The organism is Nocardia sp. CA-145437 (assembly GCF_050956485.1).
Lineage (GTDB): Bacteria > Actinomycetota > Actinomycetes > Mycobacteriales > Mycobacteriaceae > Nocardia.
Map to the genome: position 1 here is coordinate 5,150,038 of NZ_CP191204.1, position 23,207 is coordinate 5,173,244.

Below are 23,207 nucleotides of genomic sequence, written 5' to 3' on the forward strand. Positions count from 1 at the left end.
TGATCTCCGAGCGCGAACGGGTATGCGGCAGGTAGTCCTGCTCGACCCTGGTTGGGAGGTTGTCATGACCGCTGATCCACAGCGGGCGAAGCGTCCGGTGAGTGCGGCGCTGGCCGGACCCTACGGCCATCCGTTCCATCCGATCCTGGTCACCGTGCCCATCGGGGCGTGGGTGGCGAGCGTGGTGTTCGACCTGGCCTCCCATGTGGCCGGGGATTCGGACGCACTGGCCTACGGCGCGCGGTGGCTGATCGCCATCGGCGTGCTGGGCGCACTGGCCGCGGCGACCGTCGGGTTCCTGGATTTCCTGGCCATTCCGGCCGGAACCCCGGCGTTCCGCATCGGGTTGACGCATCTGAGCCTGAACCTGGCGGTGACCGTGGCGTTCGCCCTGAACTTCTGGTGGCGGGGCACGCCCGACGGCGCGGTGCCGATCGGGCCACTGGTGTTGTCGCTCGTGGCCCTGGCGACGTTGTCCGTCTCCGGCTACCTCGGCGGCAAACTCGCCTACCGCTACGGCGTCCGGGTCGCCGACGAGTCCACCCAGGCGGAGGGTTTCCGCCGCTGAATTCCCATCCCTCGCATTCGACAGGAGTTCGTCATGGCCATCGCGGCACTGATCACCTGGCTGCTCACCGCAACCGGCGGCTTCGTCCTGCTCGGCACCTGGATCGCCAAAGGCGGTGTGCGCGAACCGCGTACCAGCCATCTGCCCGCGCCCGTCGTCTTCGGCCATTTCCTGCTGGCCGTGATCGGGCTGGTGCTGTGGATCATCTACCTGGTCGTCGATTCCGATGCCCTGGCCTGGGTCGCCTTCGGCTTCCTGGTGCCGGTGGCGGCGCTCGGGTTCGTGATGCTGCTGCGCTGGCTCCCGGTGTTCCGGGAGTCGCGCACGCTCGCCGCGGAACCGGCTCCGGTATCGATCCCCGCGCGGGAACCGGCCGAACGACATTTCCCCGTACTGGTCGTCGGCGGCCACGGCGTGTTCGCCGTGATCACCGTCGTCCTGGTGCTGCTCACCGCACTGGGGGTGGGAGCGAGCTGAGAAAACCATCAGGCGTGCGCGGTCTTTCCGCCGTCGATCACCAGTTGCGCACCGGTGAGGTAGGGGAACTCGGGTGACGCCAGGGTCAGCGCGAAGGCCGCGATCTCCTCCGCCGTGGCGAGCCTGCCCAGGCCGGGCACATTCGATGCCGCCCACTGCTTCATCGCCACCCGGTACGCGTCGTCGGGTAGGTGGCCTATCGGGCTGGCATTGCGGACGAGGTCGGTGTCGGTGGTACCCGGAACCAGGGCATTGACCCGAATCCCCTGGCCCGCGTAATCCAGTGCCGCGGACTGGACCAGCCCGACCAGACCGCGTTTGCTCGCCGTGTAGGCGGCACGGCCGGAATCGGTGGCCAGCGCATTGCTCGACGCCGTGACCACGATCGTTCCGCCGCCACGGCGGATCAGGTGCGGGACTTCGTATTTCATGGCCAGGAAGCTGCCGCGCAGATTGGTGTTCACGACGCGGTCGAACTCGTCGGCGGAGTACTCGTGCAGCGGCTTCTGGATGGTGATGCCCGCGTTGTTGAAGGCGACATCGAGTCCGCCGTAGCGCTGTACGGCGGCGTCGACGAAATCGCGGACGTCGGATTCGATCAGCACGTCGGCGTGGATGTAGGTGGCTTCGCCTCCCGCCGAGCGGATCTCGCGCTCGACGGCGCGGCCCCGGTCGACGCGGCGTCCGCAGAACGCGACGCGGGCGCCCTCGGCGGCGAACAGCCGGGCCGCAGCGGCGCCGATTCCGGAGGTCGCTCCCGTGATCACGACGACCTTGTTCTCGAACCGTCGCGCCGAGGGCCGCAGGTGCGGTGGATTCGCGTCGGACGCGAGCGCGACTCCGCTCGCGACGCCCGCGGCCGCGCCGGCCACCAGTCCCCCGGCCACCGCGCCCAGGACCCGTCTGCGGCTGGGACCGCGCTGCGGTGACCGCGCCGCCGGGTCATCCGGCTTGCCCGTCTTCGCGTCGTCGTCGGCCGGATTGTCGTTGATGCTCATGCCTTTCACCCTCGCGGCCGAACCGGCGTGAGGGATCCGACCACGGGCCCCTCCGATCGGCCCGATGTCGGAGACCGATCTCCTCCCTGCGGAGGAATCGCCGGTCCTCACCGGTACGCCATGATGGGAGCGTGGTTGGTTCCTCCGGCGTGACCCGAAGTGCCGAGTCGCTGCTCGGCGAGCGCATGCTGCCGGTCCGGCTCGCCGTGCTGACAGTGCTGGCAGTGGGTTGTCTGCTGCTGCTCGGGAATGAGCCGACTGTCTTCGACTGGGCGACAGGCCTGCTCGCGGTGCTGGCGACGGCCCACGGGGTGCGCCGCCCGATGACGGCCTCGCTGCTGACGACCGGGTTGCTGGTCCTCGGCTTCGAATTCGGCCATACCGGACCGATTGTCGCGAAGGTCGCGGCGGCCTTCGCGCTCGCGGAACTGACCGCTCGCCGTGGCGGCGGTCGTTCCTGGCCGGCGGCGGTCGGACTGGGTGCGGCGTACCTGCTGCATCCGGTCGGCGGAACAGCGGTGATGGTGTATCGCGCGGTCGTCATGGCCGTATTGCCACTGTTCATCGGCGGTCTGCTGCGCGCCGCGTGGGCCCGCGCCGAAGAGTCCGCCCGCGAGGCGGACGCACTCGAACAGCGCCGGGCGAGTGAGATCGCCGCGGCCCGGGAGACCGAGCGGACCGCGATCGCCCGCGAACTCCACGACCTGATCGCCCATCACGTCTCCTCGACCGTGCTGCGGGTCGGAGTCGCCCGCCACGCGGTGCCCGACGCGCCGCCCGCACTGCTGGAAGTCCTCGACGACATCCATTCGACCGGCAAGCAAACCCTCACCGATCTGCGGAAATTGGTGACGATCCTGCGAGACCCCGCGGGTGACGGCGCATCCTTCCTGGCTCCGGCGGACCTGCCCGCCGCGCTCACCGAGACGGTCGAGCGCGCCCGCCGCGGTGGTCTGGCCGTCACCGCGAACGTGGCCGAGGACGTCACGGCGGTGGACGCGTTGCGCGCGCTGACCGTGCTGAGACTGACGCAGGAAGGGCTGGCCAATGTCGTCAAACATGCCGGGCCGGAGACCACCGTGTGGATGACCGTCTCCGTGGACGCCGCCGGTGACCTCGATTTCACCTTGCGGGACAACGGCTCTCCACGAACCGACCGGCCCCGGCTACCGGGCGGGGTGGGCCTGATCGGGCTGCGTGAACGCGTCGAGCTGCTCGACGGCGAATTCGGCGCGGGACCGAACGGCTCCGGCTGGCGGATCACCGCCCGCCTCCCCCGCCGCATCGGTACGGCCGCATGACGATCCGGGTCCTCATCGTGGACGATCAGCAACTGGTCCGCGCGGGCCTGCGCATGCTGTGCCACACCGCCGACGACCTCGAAGTGATCGGTGAGGCTTCCGGCGGTTCGGACGCCGTGCGGCTGGCCGCCGCCACCGCACCCGATGTCGTCCTGATGGACTTGCGCATGCCCGGCATGGACGGAATCCGCGCGACCGAACGAATCCTGGCCGCCCGCCCGTCCGCCCGGGTGCTGGCCCTGACCACCTTCGACGACGACGATCACCTCTACCCGGCGCTGGAAGCCGGAGCCTGCGGATTCCTCGTCAAGGACGCCGCCCCCGCCGACCTGCTCGACGGCATCCGCCGCGCCGCGATCGGCGAACGCCCGTTCTCCCCGGACGTCCTGCACCGCCTGGTCGAATCCGCGGTGGCCGCGCGCTCCGACGGCGAACTCGCCACTCCCCCGGACCTGTTCCCGCTGACTCGCCGCGAAGCGGACGTGCTGGCCCTGCTCACCGAGGGCCTGTCCAACGCCGAGATAGCGGCACGCCTGGTGCTCGGCGTGACCACCGTCAAAACCCACGTCACCAACCTGATGGCGAAAACCGGCTCCCCCAACCGCGTCCGCCTCGCCATCTACGGCCTCCGCCACGGCGCACCCTGAGGCCCCTGTAAAGGAACTCGGGCCCCGAGCTGAGTTCAGCTCGGGGCCCGCAGGATTCGCAGCTTACTTCAGTCGCAGGCTGCCGAAGAGGCCTTCCTTCTCGGAGTTCGGCCCGGCGGTGAAGTACAGGGCGTCGGCGTCGCCGAGGCTCTCACCGTTGCCGAACATCAGACCCCACAGGCCGTCGATCTCGGCAGGCTTGCCGTCGGCGTCACGCAGGTAGTCGACGAACTTGCCGGACTGGTCGTCGAGGGCGAGGATGTGGCCGGCGCCGGCGAAGTTGCCGATCAGCAGCTTGCCGGACAGCGGTCCGAAGCCCTGCGGGGCGACGACGACGGCCCACGGCGCGTTGAGGCGGCCGTCCGCGTCGATGGTGCGAACCAGCTTGCCGCTCTTGTCGAATTCGGCGACCTGGCCCTTCTTGGCCTTGTTGCCTTCCTTCTTCTCCTGGTCCTTGTCGAGAGAGTCCTCTTCGCCGACCTTGAGCTTGTTCGGGTCGCCGCCCTCGGAGCCGGTGATGGCGTAGGTGACGAACACCCGGTCGCCGATGGTGGCGACGTTGAAGGGGGCCGGGTCGCCGACCTTGATCTTCTTGCCCTTGGTGGCGTCGGCCGGGTCGACCGCGTCACCGGTGGCGAACGGGTTGGCGAAACCGGTGGTGGGCACCAGCTTCCAGTCCTTGTCGAAGGTGCGGACCTGCGGGTCCTTGCCGAAGTCGGCGGCCAGCAGCTTGGTGCCGGACGGGTCGAGGGCGATGCCCTTGAAGTTCATGCCCTGGGCGCTGCCGTCGTATTCGAGGACGGCGGGGCCGTCGTGGCGGACGATGGCGCCGCCCGCGCCCTGCTCGGTCCAGCCGGAGATCTTGCCGGAGTCGGTGGCGAAGATGAATCGCGCGGAGCCGGTGAGCTTCTCGTCCTTGCCGTCGTAGCTGACGGGCTGGTCCTTCACCAGGAAGATGTCGGAGGTGATGGGGGCCGGGTTGAAGACGACGCCGGTGGTCTTACCCTCGCCCTCGTCGCCGTCCTCGTCCGGGATGGAGTCGGCGCCCGGGATGGTGACCAGCTTGAGCTGGTCCTGGAACATCTTCTGGTACTTGGCGTCCGGGGACTTGGTGACGTCGCCGACGTACTGGAAGGAGTAGCCGCCCGCGCCGACCCAGAAGTGGCCGCCCGCGCCCTTGGGCCGGTCCGCGATGCCCCAGGCGTTGATGAAGTTGGGGTCGGTGAACTGGGCCTTGTCGGAGGCCTTGTTGGAGGCGATGTTGACCTGGGCGTAATGGTTGCCGTCGAGGGCCTTGACGTCGTCGGAGTCCGACTTCGTGCTGCTGCACGCCGCCGTCACGACCAGCGCCGCGCCCAGCGCGGACAGCCGCAGCAGGGTCTTGCGGCCCGGGGTACCGCTCGCTCGTCCGTTCATGTCAGTCCTTCCAACGAAACGCCCAGGTTCGGCGTTAGGTGACGCTAACCATAACTGGATGAAGCGGCCCTGTCGTTAGGGGACCCTCATTTCTATTCGGAAGTGATATTCGCGCCGGTCCGGGGCGCGCGGAGCAGTCCGCGAGCCGTGTCGGAACCGTCCAGAACGCGGGTGACGCGGCTGGTGATCCGCCAGCCTTCGGGGGTGCGGGCGAGCCGGAAATGGTTGGCCCCGGCACGCCAGACGAAGAACTCGCCGTCGCGGTGGCGGATCAGGAGGGATTCGCACACCGCTTCGGCGGTGTCGCCGTCCAGGGTGACCGCCGCCGGGCCCAGGAAATGCGCCGATCCGGCCGCGATCAGTGATTGGTGCGCGGTCGAGCCGACCATGGCGCGCACGTCGTCGCGGCTGCGCATGTGCCAGCCCTCGACGTCGTATTCGCCGTCTTCGGTCCACAATTCGGCGACCTCGTCGGCGACCCCGGCGTCCACGAGCGGGCCGTAGGAGGCGATCAGGCGTGTGATGGCGAGCTCGTCCTCGAGGCGCAGCAGCCGGGCTTCGAGGGCGGCGAGGCGCTCGTCGGTCATGAGAGTCCTTCTTCTACCGGCTTCTACCGGAGATGGCGGTCGACGAGTTCGCGGAGTGCGGCGAGTTGCTCGCAGTAGTGGCCGGCGTCGGCGGCGCGCACGGTGCAGGTCAGGTGGGTGGCGCCCGCGTCGCGCAAGGCGGTCAGCCTGCGCAGCGAATCCGCTTCGTCGCCTTGCGGATCCAGCGGGGCGCCGGGCGAGAGCACGATGTCGAAGCCCTCGGGGACGGTGACGGTGGCGAGCATGTCGGCGATCTGTTCGGCCTTCAGCCCGAACGGCACCCACCCGGTGCCGAGCGTCACCGCCCGGCGCAGGGACCGGCGGGTGCGGCCGCCGACCCAGATCGGCACGGCGTGGTCGATCGCATGGGGTTCGATGACGAAGTCCTCGGCTTCTCGACGACCCCAGGCCCGTTTCAGACGCGCCAGGGCCGCGTCGGCGAGCGCGCCCCGGTCCTCCCAGGCCGCGCCGAGCAGCGCGAATTCCTCGGCGAGAGAACCGACTCCGACGCCGAGCACCACGCGGCCATTGCTCAGCCGGTCGAGGGTTCCGTAACTCTTGGCCAGCGCCAGCGGATGGTGGTATCCGAGCACGAGCACCGAGGTGGCGAGCCGGATCCGGCTGGTGTGCGCGGCCAGGTAGGACAGCGTCGCGAGCGGATCCCAGTAGGTCGCGCCCCGCAGCGCGGCCGCCGCGGCGGGCACCCCGACGTGGTCGGCGCAGGTGAGGTGGTCGAATCCGAGTTCGTCGGCGGCCCTGGCGATCCGGGTGAGTTCCTCCGCCCCGGCGGTGGCCTCCCACGGCGACGCGATCCCCGGTACTTGCACGACGATGGGCGTGGACAGCCCGAGCTTTATCGTCATCGGGTCACCCGCTCGGGCAGGCCCATGAGCCGACGCATGCCGCGATCGGCGCGCAGCACCGCGGTCGCCCGATCCGGATCGTTGCGCTGCGCGGCCCCGGCCTCGTTGCCGGACATGATGTGGACCGGCCCGCGTCCGAGATTCGAGAGTCCTTCGCGTGCCACGTCATCGGGTTCGGACACCGCCATGCCCGGCACGTCGAAGTTGAGTCCGACTCGCTCCATGGCGGGTGTCCGCGTCACGCCGAGCACCAGTTCCAGGACGTCGACCCCGTATTCGCCGAGTTCGAGCCACAGGCTTTCGGCGAAGATCCGGCCGAACGCCTTCACCCCGCCGTACACGGTGTGGTGCTGCGACCCCAGATACCCGGCCAGCGAACCGACCATCAGGATTCCGCCCCGCTCACGGGTTTTCATCCGCGCCCCGAAGTGGTGGATCAGCCCGAGCGGCGCGGTGATGTTCAAATCGATGACCCGCTGGAACGCGGTGAGATCCCCGTCGACGAACGGCGCGCTGTGGGTATTGGCCCCGGCGTTGAGCACCAGCAGCCCGACCTCCACGTCCTCGACCGCGGCCACGATCCGCCCGACGGCGGCCGGGTCGGTCAGATCGGTTGCGAGCGTCCGCACCTCGACCCCGAGCTCCCGGCATTCCGCGGCCGTGGCCTCCAGCGGTTCGGCCCGCCGGGCAACCAGCAGCAGCGCGATCCCCGCTCGCGCGAGCTCCTTCGCGAACGACCGCCCGACCCCCTCCGATCCCCCGGTGATGACCGCCCACGGCCCGTAACGCTGCGGATCCACACCGCTCATTGCGACTCCCTCACCTGTGAGACCGAACTCGATACTCTCCAGTTCTACAAACTTCCGCCCAAAAAAACTAGAGTGAATTCTAGTTATCGGACAGAAGGTGGTTCCATGCCGCGCATCCAGGACTCCCGCGCCCCCGGCCGCGTCTCGACGGCCCGGCAACTGGAACGCCAGCGCGCCATCCTCCGCTCCGCCGCCCGCCTGGGCGCCGAGCACGGCCTCGAACGCGTCCAGATGAGCGAGGTAGCCCAGTCCGCGGGCGTCGCCCTCGGTACCCTCTACCGCTACTACCCGTCCAAACACCACCTGTTCGCCGGCGTCCTCGACGGCGCGGTCCGCGAACTACCCCACCCCGCCCCGGTTCCCGGCGACCCGATCGCGGGCGCGTCCGAGTTCCTGGCCACCGCCGTCGACGAACTCCTCCGCCACCCCCACCTGGCCCGCGCCATGATCGTCTCGATGAACGCGGTCCGCGCCGAAGGCCACGCACTGCGCGCCGAACCCCCCGCCGCGGCTTCCTCGGCCGCCGCAGCCGCCCTCGAAACCGACCACGTCATGCCCGAGCGCATCCTCTCCGCCGCCGGCATCACCACCCCCACCGACGATGACCGCCGCCTGACCCGCCTCCTCGAACAGTGCGTCTACGGCATCCTCACCTGGACCATCGCCGGCCGCCTGACCACCCCTCAAGCCGTTTCCGACGTCCACCGCGCCTGCACCCTCCTCCTGGCCCCCTGGCGCGAATCCCGCTGACCCCCAATCTGTTCGCCCCAGGAAATTCGGGGCGGTAGCGTTCCCCAACCCCTCGCCCAGCGATTCAGGAGAACGAAGACGACATATACCCGCCCCGGCCACCGAATCGGCTGGGGCATAACAGGACTGGCCGCCGCCAGGGCTGTCGTCGCCAGCGCTCCCGCGGCGTCCGCCGATGTCCAGAGACTCTCGATCCACCCGGCCGATCAGACCATCGTGGCGAGAACCAGCTCACCGCCGGGCGTCCACCGCCGCCCGGCCCTCCCCGCACAGGTCGCATGTGCCCCTCGGTGTGTCGGAGATCGTGGATATCGTTCGCCCGAGTGCTGACCGAGCGCTACGGAGGAACGGGGAAGAATGAGTTCGACAACATCGCTGACCTATGTGATCGACGTCAGCGACGAGCCCGCCGTCGCCGGTGACCGCGACACGATCGGCGGCTGGCCGGTCCTCGATGCGGACCAACCCTGGCCGGTCTGCGACTGCGGCGCCCGAATGGCCCTGTATTTCCAGGTCCGAATCCCTGACGACGTCCCACATTTCGGCGGCGACCAACTCCTGGTCTTCCAATGCCCCCTGGAAAGCGACGCGTGCTTCTCCACGGCCGATCCCCAACTGCCGGAACGATTCTGGGACAAACCGCCCGCGAACCCCCACGCCTTCTGGCGAATCCTCCTGCAGCGCAACGGCGCCCCCGCCCAAACCCCGGACCCCTTCCTGCGGCCGAGTCGCCTGACCTTGCACCGCTACGAAGATGTCGACCACCACAACGAAGATTCCCCGCTTCAGGACTTCAAGGTCGGCGGCGCACCGTACTGGGTACAGGACGCCGAACACTACCGCTGCCGCTGCGGAGCCGACCTGACCTTCCTCTGCCAGATCCCAGAAGACTTCGGCTTCGACGACCACCTCCGCGACGACCTGGACGACTCCGCCGACTACCCCGCCGCATTCGACGACGGCCTACTCCTGGGCAACATGATCTACATCCTGGCCTGCCCCGCCCACTGCCACCCAGCCGCCGCCTACCCGGTCTGCCAGAACTGATCCGCAGATCGCCCTACCGAGTTCGCCCCGAGATCGTCAAGGCACGGAAAGACATGTCCCGCTCGCTCGTCCTCACAATTCGGGGCATGCATGGCACCGCATTGCTGACGTAGGTTGCTGGAGTGTTCCTCGAAGGTTTTCGCCCCTCCAATCTCGTACGTCGTTGGGGGGCGACACTTTTCTCTGCCTACACTCCCTCATCGGCGCATGCGCGACTCCTCTTCCGCAGAATCAAAGTCATTCGCGTTACCGCCCCGCCCGTCATACTGACGATGACGACAGTCCTCCTGACCGGATGTGGCTCTTTCGATCGAGGCCACGATCAGGCCGAGCACGACAGCTGGTCACGCAAGATCGAGACTGCCGTCCGGGCCCTTCCGGGGGTAACCGATGCATCACACCGGTTCGACCATTACAAGGGCAAACACTTCACCTCCAATCTCGACGTGCGGCTCAGCGACGACGCGACCGGGGTCGAGGCTGCGGCCGTGGTGAGTGTCGTGGGCGCTCAACCGGTTCCGCAGCGTTTCCACGGCGACCCGATACAGCTCACCATCAAGCGGATGACGGATTCGTTCTCCGCATACTGGATGTTCGGCCGGGACGTGAGCTCTGAATCGAACGCAGCGGTCACCTGGTCGCGACTATGGGCACCCGGCACCGAGGTGCACTGGGACTCGAGCGGCGGCTTCGCAGACCGCATAACCAACACCATCGACGTCCGGGCGGGCTCCGAGAGCGAACCGCACCGGGCCACCGCGGCGATGCGCCGAATCATTCGGGACTTCCCCGAATTGGCATCGAACAACTGGGTCGTATCCACCATTCGCGAGCGTGAGCGCGATCGCGGGTTCACCAATCACTCCGAACGGAGCCCCGGGTCGTACCCGATCCCCCACGATCGCCACACTCCCCAGCAAAACCCCACCCCCCGATTCCCCTCCAACGACGAACTCGACCTGTGGCAGTGGTTCCTGACCGATCAACCCATCCCGTTCTTCGTTCGAGTGTCGGTCTACGACCCGCCCCTCGAAGGCCGCACTCTGGACGTCACCGTATACCCGCCCGTGGGTACGGAATTCAGCGCCGCGCAGACTACTCGACTCGCCGAACTGCACCTTCCCTACCTGGCCGGCTCCCGCGCAACGGTCGACTACACGATCCACACGCCCAACGGCCCCTCCTACTCCATGGGCCCTTTCTTCGAGGTCGTGGTCGGCGGCTGCCAGATACCCGGGCACGACGTTCTACCGGAGTCGCAGCCCTACGTGCGTCGGTACGAACACTGCTGATCCGCGCCGGTAACCGCCGACACACCACCGCCACCATGTGCCACTCGCCTTTCGGCAGTTCCGTGGGTTCGGCAGGGCGAGAGGGGCACGCCTCGTTGATCTTTCGCGCACACCGTCACGTCATTCTCCAGGATGAGATCGCGTGAGTCCCATTCCCACCCGGTCCAGCATCTGGCCGAGTCCGCGAGGAAGAATCTGTCGTCCGTCCAGAACGGGTCGGCATTCCCTGATCGAGTAGCGGCCGCGCAGAGATCCGCCCGACACAAGTACCCGTCGATCCAGACCCACCATCAGTACGACCGCACGCGGCGCCGCAAGGGCTGAATGCCGTTGGCAACCCCCGGTAATTCGGGGCAGGGCCAGATACCGAAATCACCACGTTTCACTCATTGCGAACGGTAGCGTTCGGCGATCCCGGAGCTCGGGAACCGAACCAGGAGAACGATGACCACGCGTACCAACCTCGGCCGCAGAATCGGCTGGGGCACAACAGGACTGGCCACCATCATGGCCGTCGCCGGAGTCGGCGCGCCCACCGCGTCCGCCGATGTCCACACGCTCGCGATCTATCCCACCGGTCAAACCTATTACGTCGGAAGCTCCTACGAACTGGTCGCGTCGACCATGCCGACGGGCGGGCTGCGATGGGTGACCCTCTACGACAACGGCCAGTGCATCGGCGGCATGTGGACGAAGCCGAAAGAGAACGTCGATTCCGTCAGTCTGATCGCGAAAGTGAACTGGGTCCCATCGACGATGGGCCACCACGTCCTCACCGCTGACGACAGCCGGACCACCAAGACGTTCGAAGTCGACGTCCTGGCCGCACCCGCGGGAACCGTCCCCGCCACACCCACCCAACCCAGCGGGTGCGGTCCGCTGGAACGCTTCCTCAACTCCGGCAGCAGCAACGCCGGCAGCAGCGGCTAGACCGCCGAACGAGCCTGCCGCCCGCCCATCCCGACCGGATCCGGCAAGCTGCAGCGGTTGCCCACTGCGGGCAACGGCACCGGCAGCGCCGCTATCGGCCGCTGAGACACCGCGGGCCGGACACGACACCGTGTCCGGCCCGGGGCTTGTCTCGGGTCAGAGCTCGAATTCGGCTCGGACCTGGTCTTCGGTGAGGCCGTAGTCGGCGAGCGAGTACTTGTGGACCGGTTTGCGGTCGCCGGACTTGCTCTCCTCGTCGAGCGCGGTCATCGAGGACCGCGCCGAGTCGGTGTAGTCCAACCCGAACTTCGAGTAGATCTTCTCGACGGTGGCGAACGGGTCCGCGCGCAGTTCGTCGAATTCGATGTCCAGGAACTGATCCGGGTTGTAGCGGGCACGGGCGGCGTTGAACTCGCGCAGGCCGCGCGACCACAGCTCCAGCTGCGACGAACCGATCTTCTCGCCCACGAAAGTGGTGGACCAGCCCGCGGTGGCCTGCTCGGACAGGCTGCACGAGGAGCCCACGATGGTGACCGGGTCGCGGTGGGTCTGAATGATCAGCGCATCCGGGTACACCTTCATCAGGGCGTCCAGGGCGAACAAGTGGCTGGGGTTCTTGAGAACCCAGCGCCGTTCGTCGCCGAGCCCGATCAGCTGCAGGTTCTGCTTGTGCCGGGTGTAGGCGTCGGTCCAGTCCTGCTTGCGCAGCCACTCCGAATACGTCGGCAGGTAGGCCAGCGATTCGTAGGAGATGGATTTCACCGTCTGGCGCAGCAGCTGCCAGCACTCCTCCACCTCGGCGGCGGTCATGTAGTGCACGCCCATGAATTCCGGATTCTCGATCCGGTGCTGGGCGAAGCCCTTGTCGACGGCCTGGTAGACGGGGTTGTCGGCCCAGGTGTCGCGGGGCGGCCGCGGCTGCGGGAAGTCGGCGAGCCACATTTCCAGGGCCTGGTGCTGCGGGTCGGCGGCGAGCAGGCGGTGCAGGGCGGTGGTGCCGGTGCGGGGCAGGCCGGTGACGAAAATCGGTCGGGTGACCTTGGTTTCGGCGTACGCCGGGTTCGCCTTCCAGCTGGCTTCGCTCAGCGCGCGGGCGACCAGCGCGCCGCGCAGGAAGTAACGGCTCATCTTGGAGCCGATCTCGGTGAGTCCGGCGTCGCGCTGGTAGGAATCCAGCAGCACGCCCAGAGCCTCGTGGTGGTCGTCGGACCCGAAGTCGGTGAGCCCGCAGACCTTGGTGGCCGAGGCGTGCAGATCCTCGACGGTGCCGACGTTGGTACGTCCGGTCATGGTGATGAAACTCCTTGCTCAGACGTGGTATTCGCCGCAGTTGACGTCGATGGTCTGCCCGGTGACGGCGTTCGCGAACGGCGACATCAGGTAGACGATGGTCTGCGCGATCTCATCGGGCAGCGGCAGCCGCTTCAGGTCGGACTTGGAGGCGGTCTGCTGGTAGACCTGCTCCTCGGTGATGCCGTACTTCTTGGCGATCTCCGCGAAATACCACTTCAGCTGGTCGGTCCAGATGTAACCGGGCAGCACGCTGTTGACGCGAATGCCCTTCTCCCCCAGCTCGGTCGCCAGGGTCTGCGACATGGCCAGCAGCGCCGCCTTGGCGATCTTGTAGCTGCCGTAGCGGGGTTCGCTGTGCCGCAGCACCATGGAGTTGACCATGACGATCGACCCCTTGGTCTCGGCCAGCCCGGGCGTGAACGCCTGCGTCATGCGCAGATTGCCGAGCACGGTCAGGTCCACGCTCTCGCGGATCTGCTCGAAGTCGGTGCGCGCCAGCGGCTTCATCGACGGCACCTTGAACGCGTTGTTCACCAGCGCGTCGACCCGGCCGAACGTCTCGAGGGTCTGCTTGGCGAGGTTCTCGACGGTCGCCTCATCGGTGATATCGGTGGGCACGCACAGGGTTTCCGCGCCGCCCTCGGCCGCGATCTCGTCGGCGACCTCCTTCAACCGTGATTCGGTGCGCGCCGCCAGCACCACCTTGGCGCCGGCCGCGGCGGCCTCCAACGCGATGGAACGGCCCAGTCCGGGCCCGATTCCGCTGACCACGACGACCTTGCCGTCCAGCAGTCCGGTCTTCAGACGGCTCATCCCAGCATCCTTTCCGCGAAGGCGCGCTGACGTGCGGCGATCCGCTCACGCCACCCGGCCTCGTCGATTCGATTGAGTTCATGGTGCGGCAGGCTCTCCGCCACCTTGTCGAACGGCACCAGTTCGATGGTGGGCCCGTCCTCGGGCGTCATCGTCCGCGAGACCCGCTGCCAGCGGAACTGGAGAATGCCGAGCTTGCGCCCGGTGGTCTCGATCCAGTTGGCGACGCCCGGATTCCGCGCCGACACCACCATGCGGATCATCCCGTCCGGATCCACCTGCGCCTGCCGGTGATTCAGCGAGGTCTGGTGGTTGACGTAGTCGAGGGAGATGTACCAGCGACTGCCGAGCTGGAATCCCTGGTACGGCGCATCGGATTTCGGCACGGTGATGATGAGCGCCTGGTCGTCCTCGAGCTCGAAGTGCCCGACCGAGGAGTACTGGGTGCTCAGCCCGCCCGGCGTAAGCCGCGGTTCGGTCAGCGTATTGACCGGCAGGTTCAGGTAGAACCACTTCGGGAAGTTGAACCAGGTGTGCACCCGGGTGAGCAGCATGCGCCCGGCCGCCCGGTACCGCTTACGCAGCTGTTCCACGCCCGCTTCGACCGGCGCGGTGCCGATGGTGTCCACCCGCTCGATGCGAATGGTGCCCTTGCGCTCCGCGTTCCAGTCGCCGTACACCTCGCGCACGGCCAGCATGGACGCGCCCTCGGCGAGCACGAAGTAGTTCGGTTCCGGGTTCTCCTTGGGCGGCCCGAAACGCAACTGGTAGCTGCCGTCCGCGTTGATCTCCAGCCGCCGGTCGTCGAACGCGTCGTCGCCATTGGGCACATCGGAGGCGGTGTAATCGCCCTTGAGTACCTGGAAACTCAGGTCGACGGTGCTGCCGCGCACGCCGGTGAGCAGGTATTCCGCACCCGGCTCGATATTGGCGCTGTAGTACAGCGTGTCCGGATTATCCAGGCCCATCTTGGTGTAGGGCCCGGTCGCGGTGACCAGGTACGGGTGCGAGGTGCCGTGCGCCCGGGACAATTGCAGCACCGCGGCGATACCGGCCTGCAAATAGTCGTATCCTTCGGCCAGGTCGTGCGGGTCGCGGATGAAATCCGCACCGGCGATGAGCTTCTCGGCCTCCGCGACGGCCGCCAGGAACGGTTCCGTGAGCGGCGGTTGGGCCTTGTCGATGTCTGTCATCAGCTGTCAGCGATCCCTAGTGTCTCTCGAATTCGATGGGCGATCTCGGCCGGCGTCCCGTCCGAGGGGGTGATGGTGAGGTCGGCGAACTCCGGCCGCTCGTACGGCGAGCTGACACCGGTGAATTCGGGCAGTTCCCCGGCGCGGGCCTTCCGGTACAGGCCCTTCGGGTCCCGCAGTTCGCACTCTTCCAGGGGCGTGTCGACGAAGATCTCCCGGAACGGAAGATGCTTGGCGTCGTGCAGTTTCCGCGCCTCGCGTCGTTCGGCGCGGAAGGGGCTGATCAGCGAGACGATGGCGACCACGCCCGCGTCGGCGAACAGTGCCGCCACCTCGGACACGCGGCGGATGTTCTCGCGGCGGTCCTCATCGGTGAAGCCCAGGTTCTTGTTCAGCCCGTGCCGCAGATTGTCACCGTCGAGCAGGTAGGCGGGCTGCCCGGAGGCGATGAGCTGACGCTCCAGTTCCACTGCGATGGTGGATTTCCCGGAGCCCGACAGCCCGGTCAGCCACACCGTCGCGCCGGTGCTGAGCCGCTGCCCACGCTCCACGGCGGAGCTGTGCCACACCACGTTCGAGGCCTTGTGCCCGACCTTCGGCGCGCCCGTGGAGCGTCCGGTGATCATGCCCGCGGCCACCGTCTGGTTGGTGGTCTCGTCGATGAGGATGAAGCTGCCGGTGGCCCGGTTCTCACGGTAGGGATCGAACAGCAGCGCCTGCCGGCTCTTGAGGGTGAGGCGCCCGATGTCGTTGAGCCCCAGCGTTTCCGCGTCGGTCTGCCGGTGCAGGGTGTTCACGTCGAGCCGGTAGTCCAGGTCGGTCACCTCGATTTTGGAAGTCTGGGTGGCGGTCCGGATCGAGTACGAGGCGCCCGCGCGCAGTTCGGTGTCGTCGGAGAACCAGCACACCATGGCGTCGAGTTCGCGATCGGTGTGCGGCTGGTTGCCGGGCCGGGCGAGCATATCGCCACGGCCGATGTCGATCTCGTCGTCGAGGGTCAGTGAGACCGCCATGCCGGTGAACGCCTCGTCCACCTTGCCGCCGCCCGGCCCCCAGATCTGGTTGACGTGGCTGGTGCGCCCCGAGGGCAGCACCACGACCTCGTCGCCGGGCTTGAAGATGCCGCCCGCCACGGTGCCCGCGTAACTGCGCTGGGTCTCCCCGTGCGGCCGGATCACGTACTGCACCGGCAGCCGGTTGTCGATCAGGTTGCGGTCGGAGGCGACGTGCACTTCCTCCAGGTGCCGCAGCAGCGGCGGCCCCGGATACCAATCGGCGGTGTTGGCCGAGGAATCGACCACATTGTCGCCGAGCAGCGCCGACACCGGCACGAAACTCAGGTCGCCGACATCGAGTTTGGTGGCGAAATCCGCGAATTCCGAACGGATCTCCTCGAACCGCTGCTCGGACCAGTCGACCAGGTCCATCTTGTTCACGCACAACACCAGGTGCCCGACGCCCAGCAGCGAGGACAGGAAGGCGTGGCGGCGGGTCTGCTCGGAGACGCCCTTGCGCGCGTCGACCAGGATCAGGGCCAGGTCCGCGGTGGACGCGCCGGTCACCATGTTCCGGGTGTACTGCACGTGCCCGGGGGTGTCGGCGATGATGAACTTGCGTCGCGGCGTGGTGAAGTAGCGGTAGGCGACGTCGATGGTGATGCCCTGCTCGCGCTCGGCGCGCAGGCCGTCGGTGACCAGCGACAGGTCGGGCCCGTCGCCGCCGCGCGAGAGGCTGGCGCGCTCGATGGCGTCGAGCTGATCGCTGAACAGGCTCTTGGAGTCGAACAGCAGCCGCCCGATGAGGGTCGACTTGCCGTCGTCCACACTGCCGGCGGTGGCGATCCGTAACAGGTTGCGGCGCATCAGAAGTAGCCCTCTCGCTTGCGGTCTTCCATGCCGGACTCGGAGATCCGGTCGTCGGCGCGGGTGGCGCCGCGCTCGGTCAGGCGGGTGGTCGCGGTCTCGGCGATCACCTCGACTGGGTTGGACGCGCCGGATTCCACGCAGCCCGTGCAGTCGGCGTCGCCGAGGGTGCGGAACCGGACGGTCGCCTCGAATCGCCGCTCGTCCGCGCCGAATTCCAGGAATCGGTTCTCCGCCAGCAGCATTCCGTCGCGCTCCACCACGGTGCGGCGGTGCGCGTAGTACAGCGACGGCAGTTCCACCTCGGCCTGGTCGATGTACTCCCAGATGTCGAGTTCGGTCCAGTTGGACAGTGGGAACACACGAATGTGCTCGCCCTTGCGGTGCCGCCCGTTGTAGAGGTTCCACACCTCCGGCCGCTGCGCGCGCGGATCCCACGCGCCGTACTCGTCGCGGAAGCTGAACACCCGCTCCTTGGCGCGCGCCTTCTCCTCGTCACGCCGCGCGCCGCCGAAGACCGCGTCGAAGCGGTGCTCGCGAATGCTGCGCAGCAGGGTGGCGGTCTGCAGCCGGTTGCGGGTCTCGCCCGGGCGTTCGGTGACCCGGCCCGCGTCGATATCGTCCTGCACCTTGCCGACCAGCAGCTGGGCGCCCAGCCGCGCCGCCGTGCGATCCCGGAAGTCGATGACCTCGTCGAAGTTGCGCCCGGTGTCGATGTGCAGCAGGGCGAACGGCAGCGGCGCGGGCCAGAACGCCCGCCGCGCCAGTTCCAGCATGACCGCCGAGTCCTTGCCGCCGGAGAACAACAGCACCGGCCGCTCGAAGGTGGCCGCCACCTCCCGAATGATGTGCACCGATTCCGCCTCCAAGGCGTTCAGGTGCGACAGCTCATATCCCGTGCGCATCTCTCGTCCCATTCGCCGCGTCTGTCGAACCGGTCGGGTTCTCACTAACCCTTGCGGTGTCGAATATTCGACGCTATTGTTCGATAATGTGACACCGACGATAAGTCGGTACCGGGCGACGGTCAATACCCGTGCCCGAATTGGCGCGCACCGTCATCGCCGGAATCGGCCGCCGCCCCGCCGGGATCGGCCCGCGACACCGCCTGGACCGGCCCGGTCAGGGTCACTCCGCTGTGCGTGACCGATACACCGACCGATACGATTTCCACGCGCCCCTCCCGCACCGCGGGACCGACACCCGCAGGAACCGAGTTGCCTGAATCCACCACCGCACCAGTGGCTTCCACCCCCGCGACGGTGACCGAACCCTGCGCGTCGCCCCCGACCCACCGCGTCGTGCAGGCGATCGAACTGCTGTCCCGGCACTCCGGTGAGCGCCTGTCCCTGGCGGCGATCGTCCGCGCCACCGGCATGTCCCGCGCCACCGCGCACGCCGTGCTCACCCAGCTGTGCGCCGACGCCTGGGCCGTCCGCGACCCCGAGGGCAACTACAGCCTCGGCCTGGGCCTGCTCGCCGTGGCCCGCCGCGCCGACACCGCCTTCCCCGTCCGCAGCCTCGCCCTCGGCGCGATGCACACCCTCGCCGCCGACAGCGGCGTACCGGTGTTCCTCGCCGAGCGGGAATTCCACAGCGGCTCACGCACCGCCGCGTCGGCGAAGCCCGGGCCCGGTGAGGCCGCGCTGGACACGATCGTCATCACCGAGGTTCTCGGGACTCCCTCCGCCCCCTGGATCCGCCCGGCCCGCCGTATGCCCTTCGCCCCGCCGGTGTGCCGCGAATTCGTCGCCTGGGCACCGGAATCCGAGCGCGCCGCCTGGCTGGCCGCCGCCGACCCCGCCCACCGCGACCGCCTCGCCGCCGTCCTGAACGCCATCGCCTCCCGCGGCTACTCGGTGGAACGCCTCGCCGACGACTCCGCGCCCATGCTGGAAGCCCTGGGCGCCCTGCGTCATTCCCCCGTCACCGACCCCCTGCGCCACCGCCTCAGCGCCATGATCGCCGACCTCATCACCATCGACTACCTGCCCGACGAACTGGGCGACCAGAACGCCGTCGTGTCCGTCGCCGCCCCCATCTTCTCCCCCGACGGCCCCGTGATCGCCTCCATCGTCGCCTGCCCCGACACCAATCTCTCCGCCGCGGGCCTCGGTGACCTGGCCACCGCCACCATCGCCGCCGCCGACACCGTCACCGCCTCCCTCCGCAGCTGACACCCGCGCGCCACCGACACCGCGCGGATCTCCTCCCGCCATCGCGAGACGGCCCACACCGGGTCGGTGCGGGCCGTCGAATCAGACTGCAAACGTCAGCGATTCGCGAGTTCCGAGAGCTGGAAGGCCAGCTTGAAGCGGAACGCGGGGATGCGGGCGAGGGTGCTGATCACCAGGTTTCGGATCATGCGGGCGGGGCGGGCACGGAGAGTGGCCATGCGGGTGACCCGGTCGGTGAAGGCGACGACGCCGAGAGCGACTGGGCGACGGGTCGTCTCGTAGTCGTCGAGGAGCGAGGCGGGGGCGCCCGCGACCACGGCGGCCAGCAGGCGACCGAGGACGACCGCGTCCTGGATGCCGGTGTTCATGCCCTGGCCGCCCGCGGGGCTGTGGACGTGGGCGGCGTCGCCCGCCAGCAGGACGCGGCCCGCGCGGTAGTGGTCGGCGACGCGGTGATGGACACGGAAGCGTGAGCTCCAGATGATCTCCTCGACCTTCGCGTGAGCGCCCGGGCGGCGGGCGTCGACCAAACCCTGCACGTAGGCGAGGTCCTGGTGCTCGGGAGCTTCGGCGACGGTGGCGACGATGCGGAAGCGGTCGGGCCGCGCGTCCGGCAGCGGGGCGATGACGGTGACACCCTCGGGCGAGAGTTGCAGGCAGACCTCGTCACGCGGCTCCGGCCAGGTCATGCGGACGTCGGCGAGGACGAAGGATTCGGGGTAGGTGGCGCCGGTGAAACCGATCCCGGCCGCCTCCCGCACCTTGCTGTGCATACCGTCCGCGCCGATGACCCACTCCGCGCGAACGGAATTCGCGACGCCGTCGGCATCGGTGAAGGTGACCGTGACGCCGTCCGCGTCCTGCGTGAGCCCGGTGACCTCGGCGTGCCGGACCACCCGCACGCCGACCTTCTCCAGCCGCGCCAGCAGGATCGCCTCGGTGGATTCCTGACCGAGCATGACGGTGTAGGGGTGTTCGGTGGGCAGCCCCGCGAAGGAGACGCGGGCCAGCGTCCGATCGCCGTCGCGCATGACGAAGTTCGGCACCACGAGCCCCTGCTCCAGCAGTCGCTCGGTGACCCCGAACTCCTCGAGCACCTCCAGCGTGCGAGCGTGCACCACCACCGCACGCGAGGTGTTGGCGCCCTCGGCGAGCCGATCGAGCAGCACCACGTCCACGCCCGCGTCGGCGAGCGCGATTCCGGCGGTCATGCCGGCGGGGCCGGCACCCACGATGACGACCTGGGCGGTGGCGGGCACTGCGTTCATGACAACTCCCCAATCTCTGCCAACACTCGTTGGCCAACGTCTGTTGAATTAGACGGTACGACCCGGTCGGCACCATGTCAACAGTTGTTGGCCAACGATTGTTGGCAACTTTTCAGCGGTCGGTCGCCGCGGCCAGGGAATGGAAGATGCTCGCCGTGCGGCTGTGCGGGGTCGCGCAGTAGACGATCACCCGCTGATCGGTGTCGGAGATGTGCAGCACCTGGCACTGGAAATCCAGCGGACCCAGTTCCGGATGCCGGATGCGTTTGCGATGCGTGCGGCGCACCTCCACATCGTGCGCGCCCCACATGTCGGCGAAACGCGGTGAGGTGCCCAGCAATTCGGTGACCAGCGCGGCGAGCGCCGGATGGCCCGGATACCGGGCGTAGGCCGCGCGCAGGTCGGCGATGAGGGCGCGGGCGAAATCCCGGGTGTCGGCTTCGGCCCACTGCGGGTGGTCGACGGCCTCCCGGAACATCCAGCGGATCATATTGCGCTCGTGGCCGGGCACGGTGTCGAGATCGCCGACGAACGGGGTGGCGGCCCGGTTCCAGGCGAGCACCTCGTAGGTGGCGTCCACCACGTAGGCCGGGGTGGCGAGCGCGTCGAGAATGGTCCGGACCGCCTGCGGCACCGTCTTGTTCGGCCCCGCCACCACGGGCGGCGCCTCCCCCGCGATCCGGAACAGGTATTCGCGTTCGTCGGCGGTCAGCATGAGCGCGCGCCCGATCGCCGCCAGCACCTGCCGCGAGGGTCTCGCCCCGCGCGCCTGCTCCATCCGGATGTAGTAGTCCACCGAGATCCCGGCCAGCTGCGCCACCTCCTGACGCCGCAGGCCGGGCGCGCGGCGGTTCAGGCCCAGGGGCAATCCGACGTCGGCGGGTGTCAGCCGGTTGCGCCGGGCCTTGAGAAAGGCCGCGAGCTCGCTACGGTCAGCCATGACTCCAGTGTGGGCCGGTATTCCCGTCCAGGGTGGTACAAACCGGTCCTCCCTCGGAATCCGCTGCCGCGCGAGGCTTTTCCCATGAGCGGAACAGCATTCATCACCGGAGCCAACAAGGGCATCGGCTACGAGACCGCCCGGCAGCTGGCCGCGCGCGGCATGACCGTCCTGATCGGCGCGCGCGACCCCGGACTCGGGCAGGCCGCCGCGGACACGCTGCGGGCCGAGGGCGCGGACGCCCACTTCGTCCAGATCGACGTCGCCGACGAGGATTCCGTCGCCCGCGCCGCCACCCGCATCGAGTCCGAGTTCGGCAGGCTCGACGTGCTGGTCAACAACGCGGCCATCACCGGCGGCCTGGAAGGCGACGGCAAGGCGTCCTCGGGCACCCTGGCCACCCTGCGACACGTGTACGACACCAACGTCTTCGGCCTGATCGCGGTCACCAACGCGCTGCTGCCGCTGCTGCGGCGCGCGGAGGCCGCGCGAATCGTCAACGTGTCCAGCGAAGTCGGCTCCCTGGCCGCACGCACGGATCCGGACGGCCCGCTGTCACTGATGCCGTCCGCGATTCCCTACACCGCGTCCAAGACCACCGTGAACATGGTGACGGTCCTCTACGCGCAGGAACTGAAGGACACCCCGATCAAGGTGAACGCCGCCAACCCCGGCTACACCGCCACGGATCTCAACGGCCACAGCGGTTTCCGCACCCCCGAACAGGGCGCGGAACCCAGCGTGTACCTCGCGACGCTGCCCGCGGACGGACCCACGGGCACCTTCTGGGGGCACGTCTTCGGTAGCGAGGAGTACGCGCGCCTGGACTGGTGAGCGCTACCAGCTGCCGGTAGACGGCGGGTCGCCGCGGTGCCACATATCGTTGCGGTCACGCATGCAGCGCGGCAGCCACCATTCGTGCTGTTGCTTGCAGTGGTGGATGAACCAGGCGTCGCCCTGGTCGCCGCCGCGATCGCGGTCCGGGCTCTGGTCCTCGTACCGGGTGGCGGCGGGGCCCGCCGCCGGTGCGGCCTGGGCCGCGGCCAGGCCCGTCACCAGTGGCGCCGTCACCAGCACGGCCGCCAGCGCGGCCGCGGGAGTTCTTGCGAACATATGATCACTTCTTCGTATTACGGAGTGCACCAATACGATCCATGACCAAATCCCCCAGCCCTTCCCGGCGTGGACCGCGACGACCATTGAACGCCGCCCGCGTCACACCGCAAGGGCCACTGTTATCCACTTTCAGCGGATCTTCCGCTGTCGACCGTGATGAACCGTCTATCCGACTGGACGCCCGGTCGCCTTCTCGTGCAGCAGCAGAAGCGAATACGCGGCAACGGTTTGCGCGTCCACGATCGCCCCCGCCCGGATCATGTCCTCGAACTCGTCGCGGGTGAACCACCCCGACTCCATGTCCATCTCCGACGGCTCCCGCTCGTGCTCCCCCTCGGTCAGCTCGGTCGCCAGCACCACGGTCCCGTAATGCGTACTGGTCCCCGGCGCCGGAGCCACCTTCCCCAGCACCGTCAACTCCCCGGCCCGCAGCCCGGTCTCCTCCCGCAACTCCTGCCGAGCCACCGCGACCAGATCACTCTCCCCCGCCACCGCCCCACCCGGGAACTCCCAGCACCGCCGCTGCAACGGATACCGGAACTGCTCCACCAGATGGAACCGCTCCCCGTCCCACGGAATCACGATCGCGAAGTCCGACTTCCGGATGAAGGCGTAGATCGACTCCTCTCCATCGGCCTGCCGCACCACGTCCTCCCGCACCGTGATCCACCGATTCGAATACACCTCACGACCGCTCACCGTCTCCATGCCCCGATCCTCCCTCATCCGAACCGAGATCAGCGGAGTGCGGCGATCGCGGCTACTACCCGGCCGGCGGGCCGCCGGAACGGTGCGGGCATTGTGGGAGATCGCTCTCGATCAACCCGATCTCTCGGCCGCCGAGCTCGAGCTCACCGGCA

The 23,207-nt window shown here is 68.4% G+C and carries 25 protein-coding genes; 10 read left to right on the forward strand and 15 right to left on the reverse strand.

Going from position 1 to position 23,207, the window contains the following annotated elements; translation table 11 throughout:
- Window positions 1-64 precede the first annotated feature (64 nt).
- Window positions 65-568: a DUF2231 domain-containing protein gene (locus tag ACQPYY_RS24030; RefSeq protein WP_379106573.1), complete on the forward strand. Its 504-nt coding sequence runs from the start codon at window positions 65-67 to the stop codon at window positions 566-568.
- A gap of 33 nt (window positions 569-601) precedes the next feature.
- Complete coding sequence (locus ACQPYY_RS24035; RefSeq protein ID WP_379106575.1) at window positions 602-1,045, forward strand: hypothetical protein; 444 nt, start codon at window positions 602-604, stop codon at window positions 1,043-1,045.
- Between the two features lie 8 nt (window positions 1,046-1,053).
- Here ACQPYY_RS24035 and ACQPYY_RS24040 read toward each other — a convergent pair whose 3' ends face one another.
- Window positions 1,054-2,043 (reverse strand): SDR family NAD(P)-dependent oxidoreductase, encoded by a 990-nt coding sequence (locus tag ACQPYY_RS24040; protein WP_433591074.1) that lies wholly within the window; start codon window positions 2,041-2,043, stop codon window positions 1,054-1,056.
- Window positions 2,044-2,192: 149 nt separating this feature from the next.
- On the opposite strand from ACQPYY_RS24040, the gene ACQPYY_RS24045 reads away from it, so the two are divergent.
- Window positions 2,193-3,344 carry a sensor histidine kinase gene (locus tag ACQPYY_RS24045; protein WP_433591075.1) on the forward strand — a complete coding sequence of 384 codons (1,152 nt, stop codon included), beginning with the start codon at window positions 2,193-2,195 and terminating at the stop codon, window positions 3,342-3,344.
- Window positions 3,341-3,991 (forward strand): response regulator, encoded by a 651-nt coding sequence (locus ACQPYY_RS24050; RefSeq protein ID WP_433591076.1) that lies wholly within the window; start codon window positions 3,341-3,343, stop codon window positions 3,989-3,991. The genes ACQPYY_RS24045 and ACQPYY_RS24050 overlap by 4 nt, the downstream gene beginning before the upstream one ends.
- 63 nt (window positions 3,992-4,054) lie before the next feature.
- Here the strand turns inward: ACQPYY_RS24050 and ACQPYY_RS24055 are convergent, their stop codons facing one another.
- The 4 genes from ACQPYY_RS24055 to ACQPYY_RS24070 all read right to left on the reverse strand — a co-directional run bounded on the left by ACQPYY_RS24055 (window position 4,055) and on the right by ACQPYY_RS24070 (window position 7,666).
- Window positions 4,055-5,407, reverse strand: coding sequence for a TIGR03118 family protein (locus tag ACQPYY_RS24055; RefSeq protein WP_433591077.1), 1,353 nt, complete (start codon window positions 5,405-5,407; stop codon window positions 4,055-4,057).
- A gap of 92 nt (window positions 5,408-5,499) precedes the next feature.
- Window positions 5,500-5,994 (reverse strand): nuclear transport factor 2 family protein, encoded by a 495-nt coding sequence (locus ACQPYY_RS24060; protein WP_433591078.1) that lies wholly within the window; start codon window positions 5,992-5,994, stop codon window positions 5,500-5,502.
- Window positions 5,995-6,017: 23 nt separating this feature from the next.
- The gene (locus ACQPYY_RS24065; protein ID WP_433594719.1) at window positions 6,018-6,851 is read right to left on the reverse strand and encodes a TIGR03619 family F420-dependent LLM class oxidoreductase; all 834 of its coding nucleotides are present in this window, start codon (window positions 6,849-6,851) and stop codon (window positions 6,018-6,020) included.
- Window positions 6,852-6,853: 2 nt separating this feature from the next.
- On the reverse strand, window positions 6,854-7,666 hold the full coding sequence (locus ACQPYY_RS24070) for an SDR family NAD(P)-dependent oxidoreductase (protein WP_433591079.1): 813 nt from the start codon (window positions 7,664-7,666) through the stop codon (window positions 6,854-6,856).
- A 105-nt stretch (window positions 7,667-7,771) separates the two neighbouring features.
- Between ACQPYY_RS24070 and ACQPYY_RS24075 the strand changes: the two genes are divergently transcribed.
- The 4 genes from ACQPYY_RS24075 to ACQPYY_RS24090 all read left to right on the forward strand — a co-directional run bounded on the left by ACQPYY_RS24075 (window position 7,772) and on the right by ACQPYY_RS24090 (window position 11,685).
- Entirely contained in the window at window positions 7,772-8,416 is a 645-nt protein-coding gene (locus tag ACQPYY_RS24075; protein WP_433591080.1) for a TetR family transcriptional regulator, read from the forward strand.
- Between the two features lie 357 nt (window positions 8,417-8,773).
- Complete coding sequence (locus tag ACQPYY_RS24080; RefSeq protein ID WP_433591081.1) at window positions 8,774-9,463, forward strand: hypothetical protein; 690 nt, start codon at window positions 8,774-8,776, stop codon at window positions 9,461-9,463.
- Window positions 9,464-9,585: 122 nt separating this feature from the next.
- Window positions 9,586-10,755 (forward strand): hypothetical protein, encoded by a 1,170-nt coding sequence (locus tag ACQPYY_RS24085; protein WP_433591082.1) that lies wholly within the window; start codon window positions 9,586-9,588, stop codon window positions 10,753-10,755.
- Window positions 10,756-11,199: 444 nt separating this feature from the next.
- Entirely contained in the window at window positions 11,200-11,685 is a 486-nt protein-coding gene (locus tag ACQPYY_RS24090; RefSeq protein ID WP_433591083.1) for a hypothetical protein, read from the forward strand.
- A gap of 156 nt (window positions 11,686-11,841) precedes the next feature.
- Here ACQPYY_RS24090 and ACQPYY_RS24095 read toward each other — a convergent pair whose 3' ends face one another.
- The 6 genes from ACQPYY_RS24095 to ACQPYY_RS24120 form a co-directional block, all read right to left on the reverse strand.
- Window positions 11,842-12,981, reverse strand: coding sequence for a sulfotransferase family protein (locus tag ACQPYY_RS24095; RefSeq protein ID WP_433594720.1), 1,140 nt, complete (start codon window positions 12,979-12,981; stop codon window positions 11,842-11,844).
- A gap of 12 nt (window positions 12,982-12,993) precedes the next feature.
- Entirely contained in the window at window positions 12,994-13,791 is a 798-nt protein-coding gene (locus tag ACQPYY_RS24100) for an SDR family oxidoreductase (RefSeq protein WP_433591084.1), read from the reverse strand.
- Window positions 13,788-14,984, reverse strand: a complete 1,197-nt coding sequence (locus tag ACQPYY_RS24105) for a hypothetical protein (protein ID WP_433591085.1) — start codon at window positions 14,982-14,984, stop codon at window positions 13,788-13,790. Before ACQPYY_RS24105 ends, ACQPYY_RS24100 begins: the two co-directional genes overlap by 4 nt.
- Window positions 14,984-16,846, reverse strand: a complete 1,863-nt coding sequence (gene cysC / locus ACQPYY_RS24110; RefSeq protein WP_433591086.1) for an adenylyl-sulfate kinase — start codon at window positions 16,844-16,846, stop codon at window positions 14,984-14,986. Before cysC ends, ACQPYY_RS24105 begins: the two co-directional genes overlap by 1 nt.
- On the reverse strand, window positions 16,846-17,751 hold the full coding sequence (cysD, locus tag ACQPYY_RS24115; RefSeq protein WP_357094822.1) for a sulfate adenylyltransferase subunit CysD: 906 nt from the start codon (window positions 17,749-17,751) through the stop codon (window positions 16,846-16,848). The genes cysC and cysD overlap by 1 nt, the downstream gene beginning before the upstream one ends.
- A gap of 122 nt (window positions 17,752-17,873) precedes the next feature.
- On the reverse strand, window positions 17,874-18,020 hold the full coding sequence (locus ACQPYY_RS24120) for a hypothetical protein (RefSeq protein WP_433591087.1): 147 nt from the start codon (window positions 18,018-18,020) through the stop codon (window positions 17,874-17,876).
- A 67-nt stretch (window positions 18,021-18,087) separates the two neighbouring features.
- Here ACQPYY_RS24120 and ACQPYY_RS24125 point away from each other — a divergent pair, with 67 nt between their 5' ends.
- Complete coding sequence (locus tag ACQPYY_RS24125) at window positions 18,088-19,023, forward strand: helix-turn-helix domain-containing protein (protein WP_433591088.1); 936 nt, start codon at window positions 18,088-18,090, stop codon at window positions 19,021-19,023.
- Between the two features lie 95 nt (window positions 19,024-19,118).
- On the opposite strand, the gene ACQPYY_RS24130 is transcribed toward ACQPYY_RS24125, so the two are convergent.
- A complete protein-coding gene (locus tag ACQPYY_RS24130; protein WP_433591089.1) occupies window positions 19,119-20,291 on the reverse strand; it encodes an FAD-dependent monooxygenase in 1,173 nt (390 codons plus the stop codon).
- A gap of 112 nt (window positions 20,292-20,403) precedes the next feature.
- Window positions 20,404-21,231 carry a helix-turn-helix transcriptional regulator gene (locus tag ACQPYY_RS24135; RefSeq protein WP_433591090.1) on the reverse strand — a complete coding sequence of 276 codons (828 nt, stop codon included), beginning with the start codon at window positions 21,229-21,231 and terminating at the stop codon, window positions 20,404-20,406.
- Window positions 21,232-21,315: 84 nt separating this feature from the next.
- Here ACQPYY_RS24135 and ACQPYY_RS24140 point away from each other — a divergent pair, with 84 nt between their 5' ends.
- A complete protein-coding gene (locus tag ACQPYY_RS24140) occupies window positions 21,316-22,065 on the forward strand; it encodes an SDR family oxidoreductase (protein WP_433591091.1) in 750 nt (249 codons plus the stop codon).
- A gap of 3 nt (window positions 22,066-22,068) precedes the next feature.
- On the opposite strand, the gene ACQPYY_RS24145 is transcribed toward ACQPYY_RS24140, so the two are convergent.
- Together ACQPYY_RS24145 and ACQPYY_RS24150 are read right to left on the reverse strand one after the other, a co-directional pair.
- Window positions 22,069-22,344, reverse strand: a complete 276-nt coding sequence (locus ACQPYY_RS24145) for a hypothetical protein (protein WP_433591092.1) — start codon at window positions 22,342-22,344, stop codon at window positions 22,069-22,071.
- A gap of 168 nt (window positions 22,345-22,512) precedes the next feature.
- Complete coding sequence (locus ACQPYY_RS24150) at window positions 22,513-23,055, reverse strand: NUDIX domain-containing protein (RefSeq protein WP_379106637.1); 543 nt, start codon at window positions 23,053-23,055, stop codon at window positions 22,513-22,515.
- Window positions 23,056-23,207 lie beyond the last annotated feature (152 nt).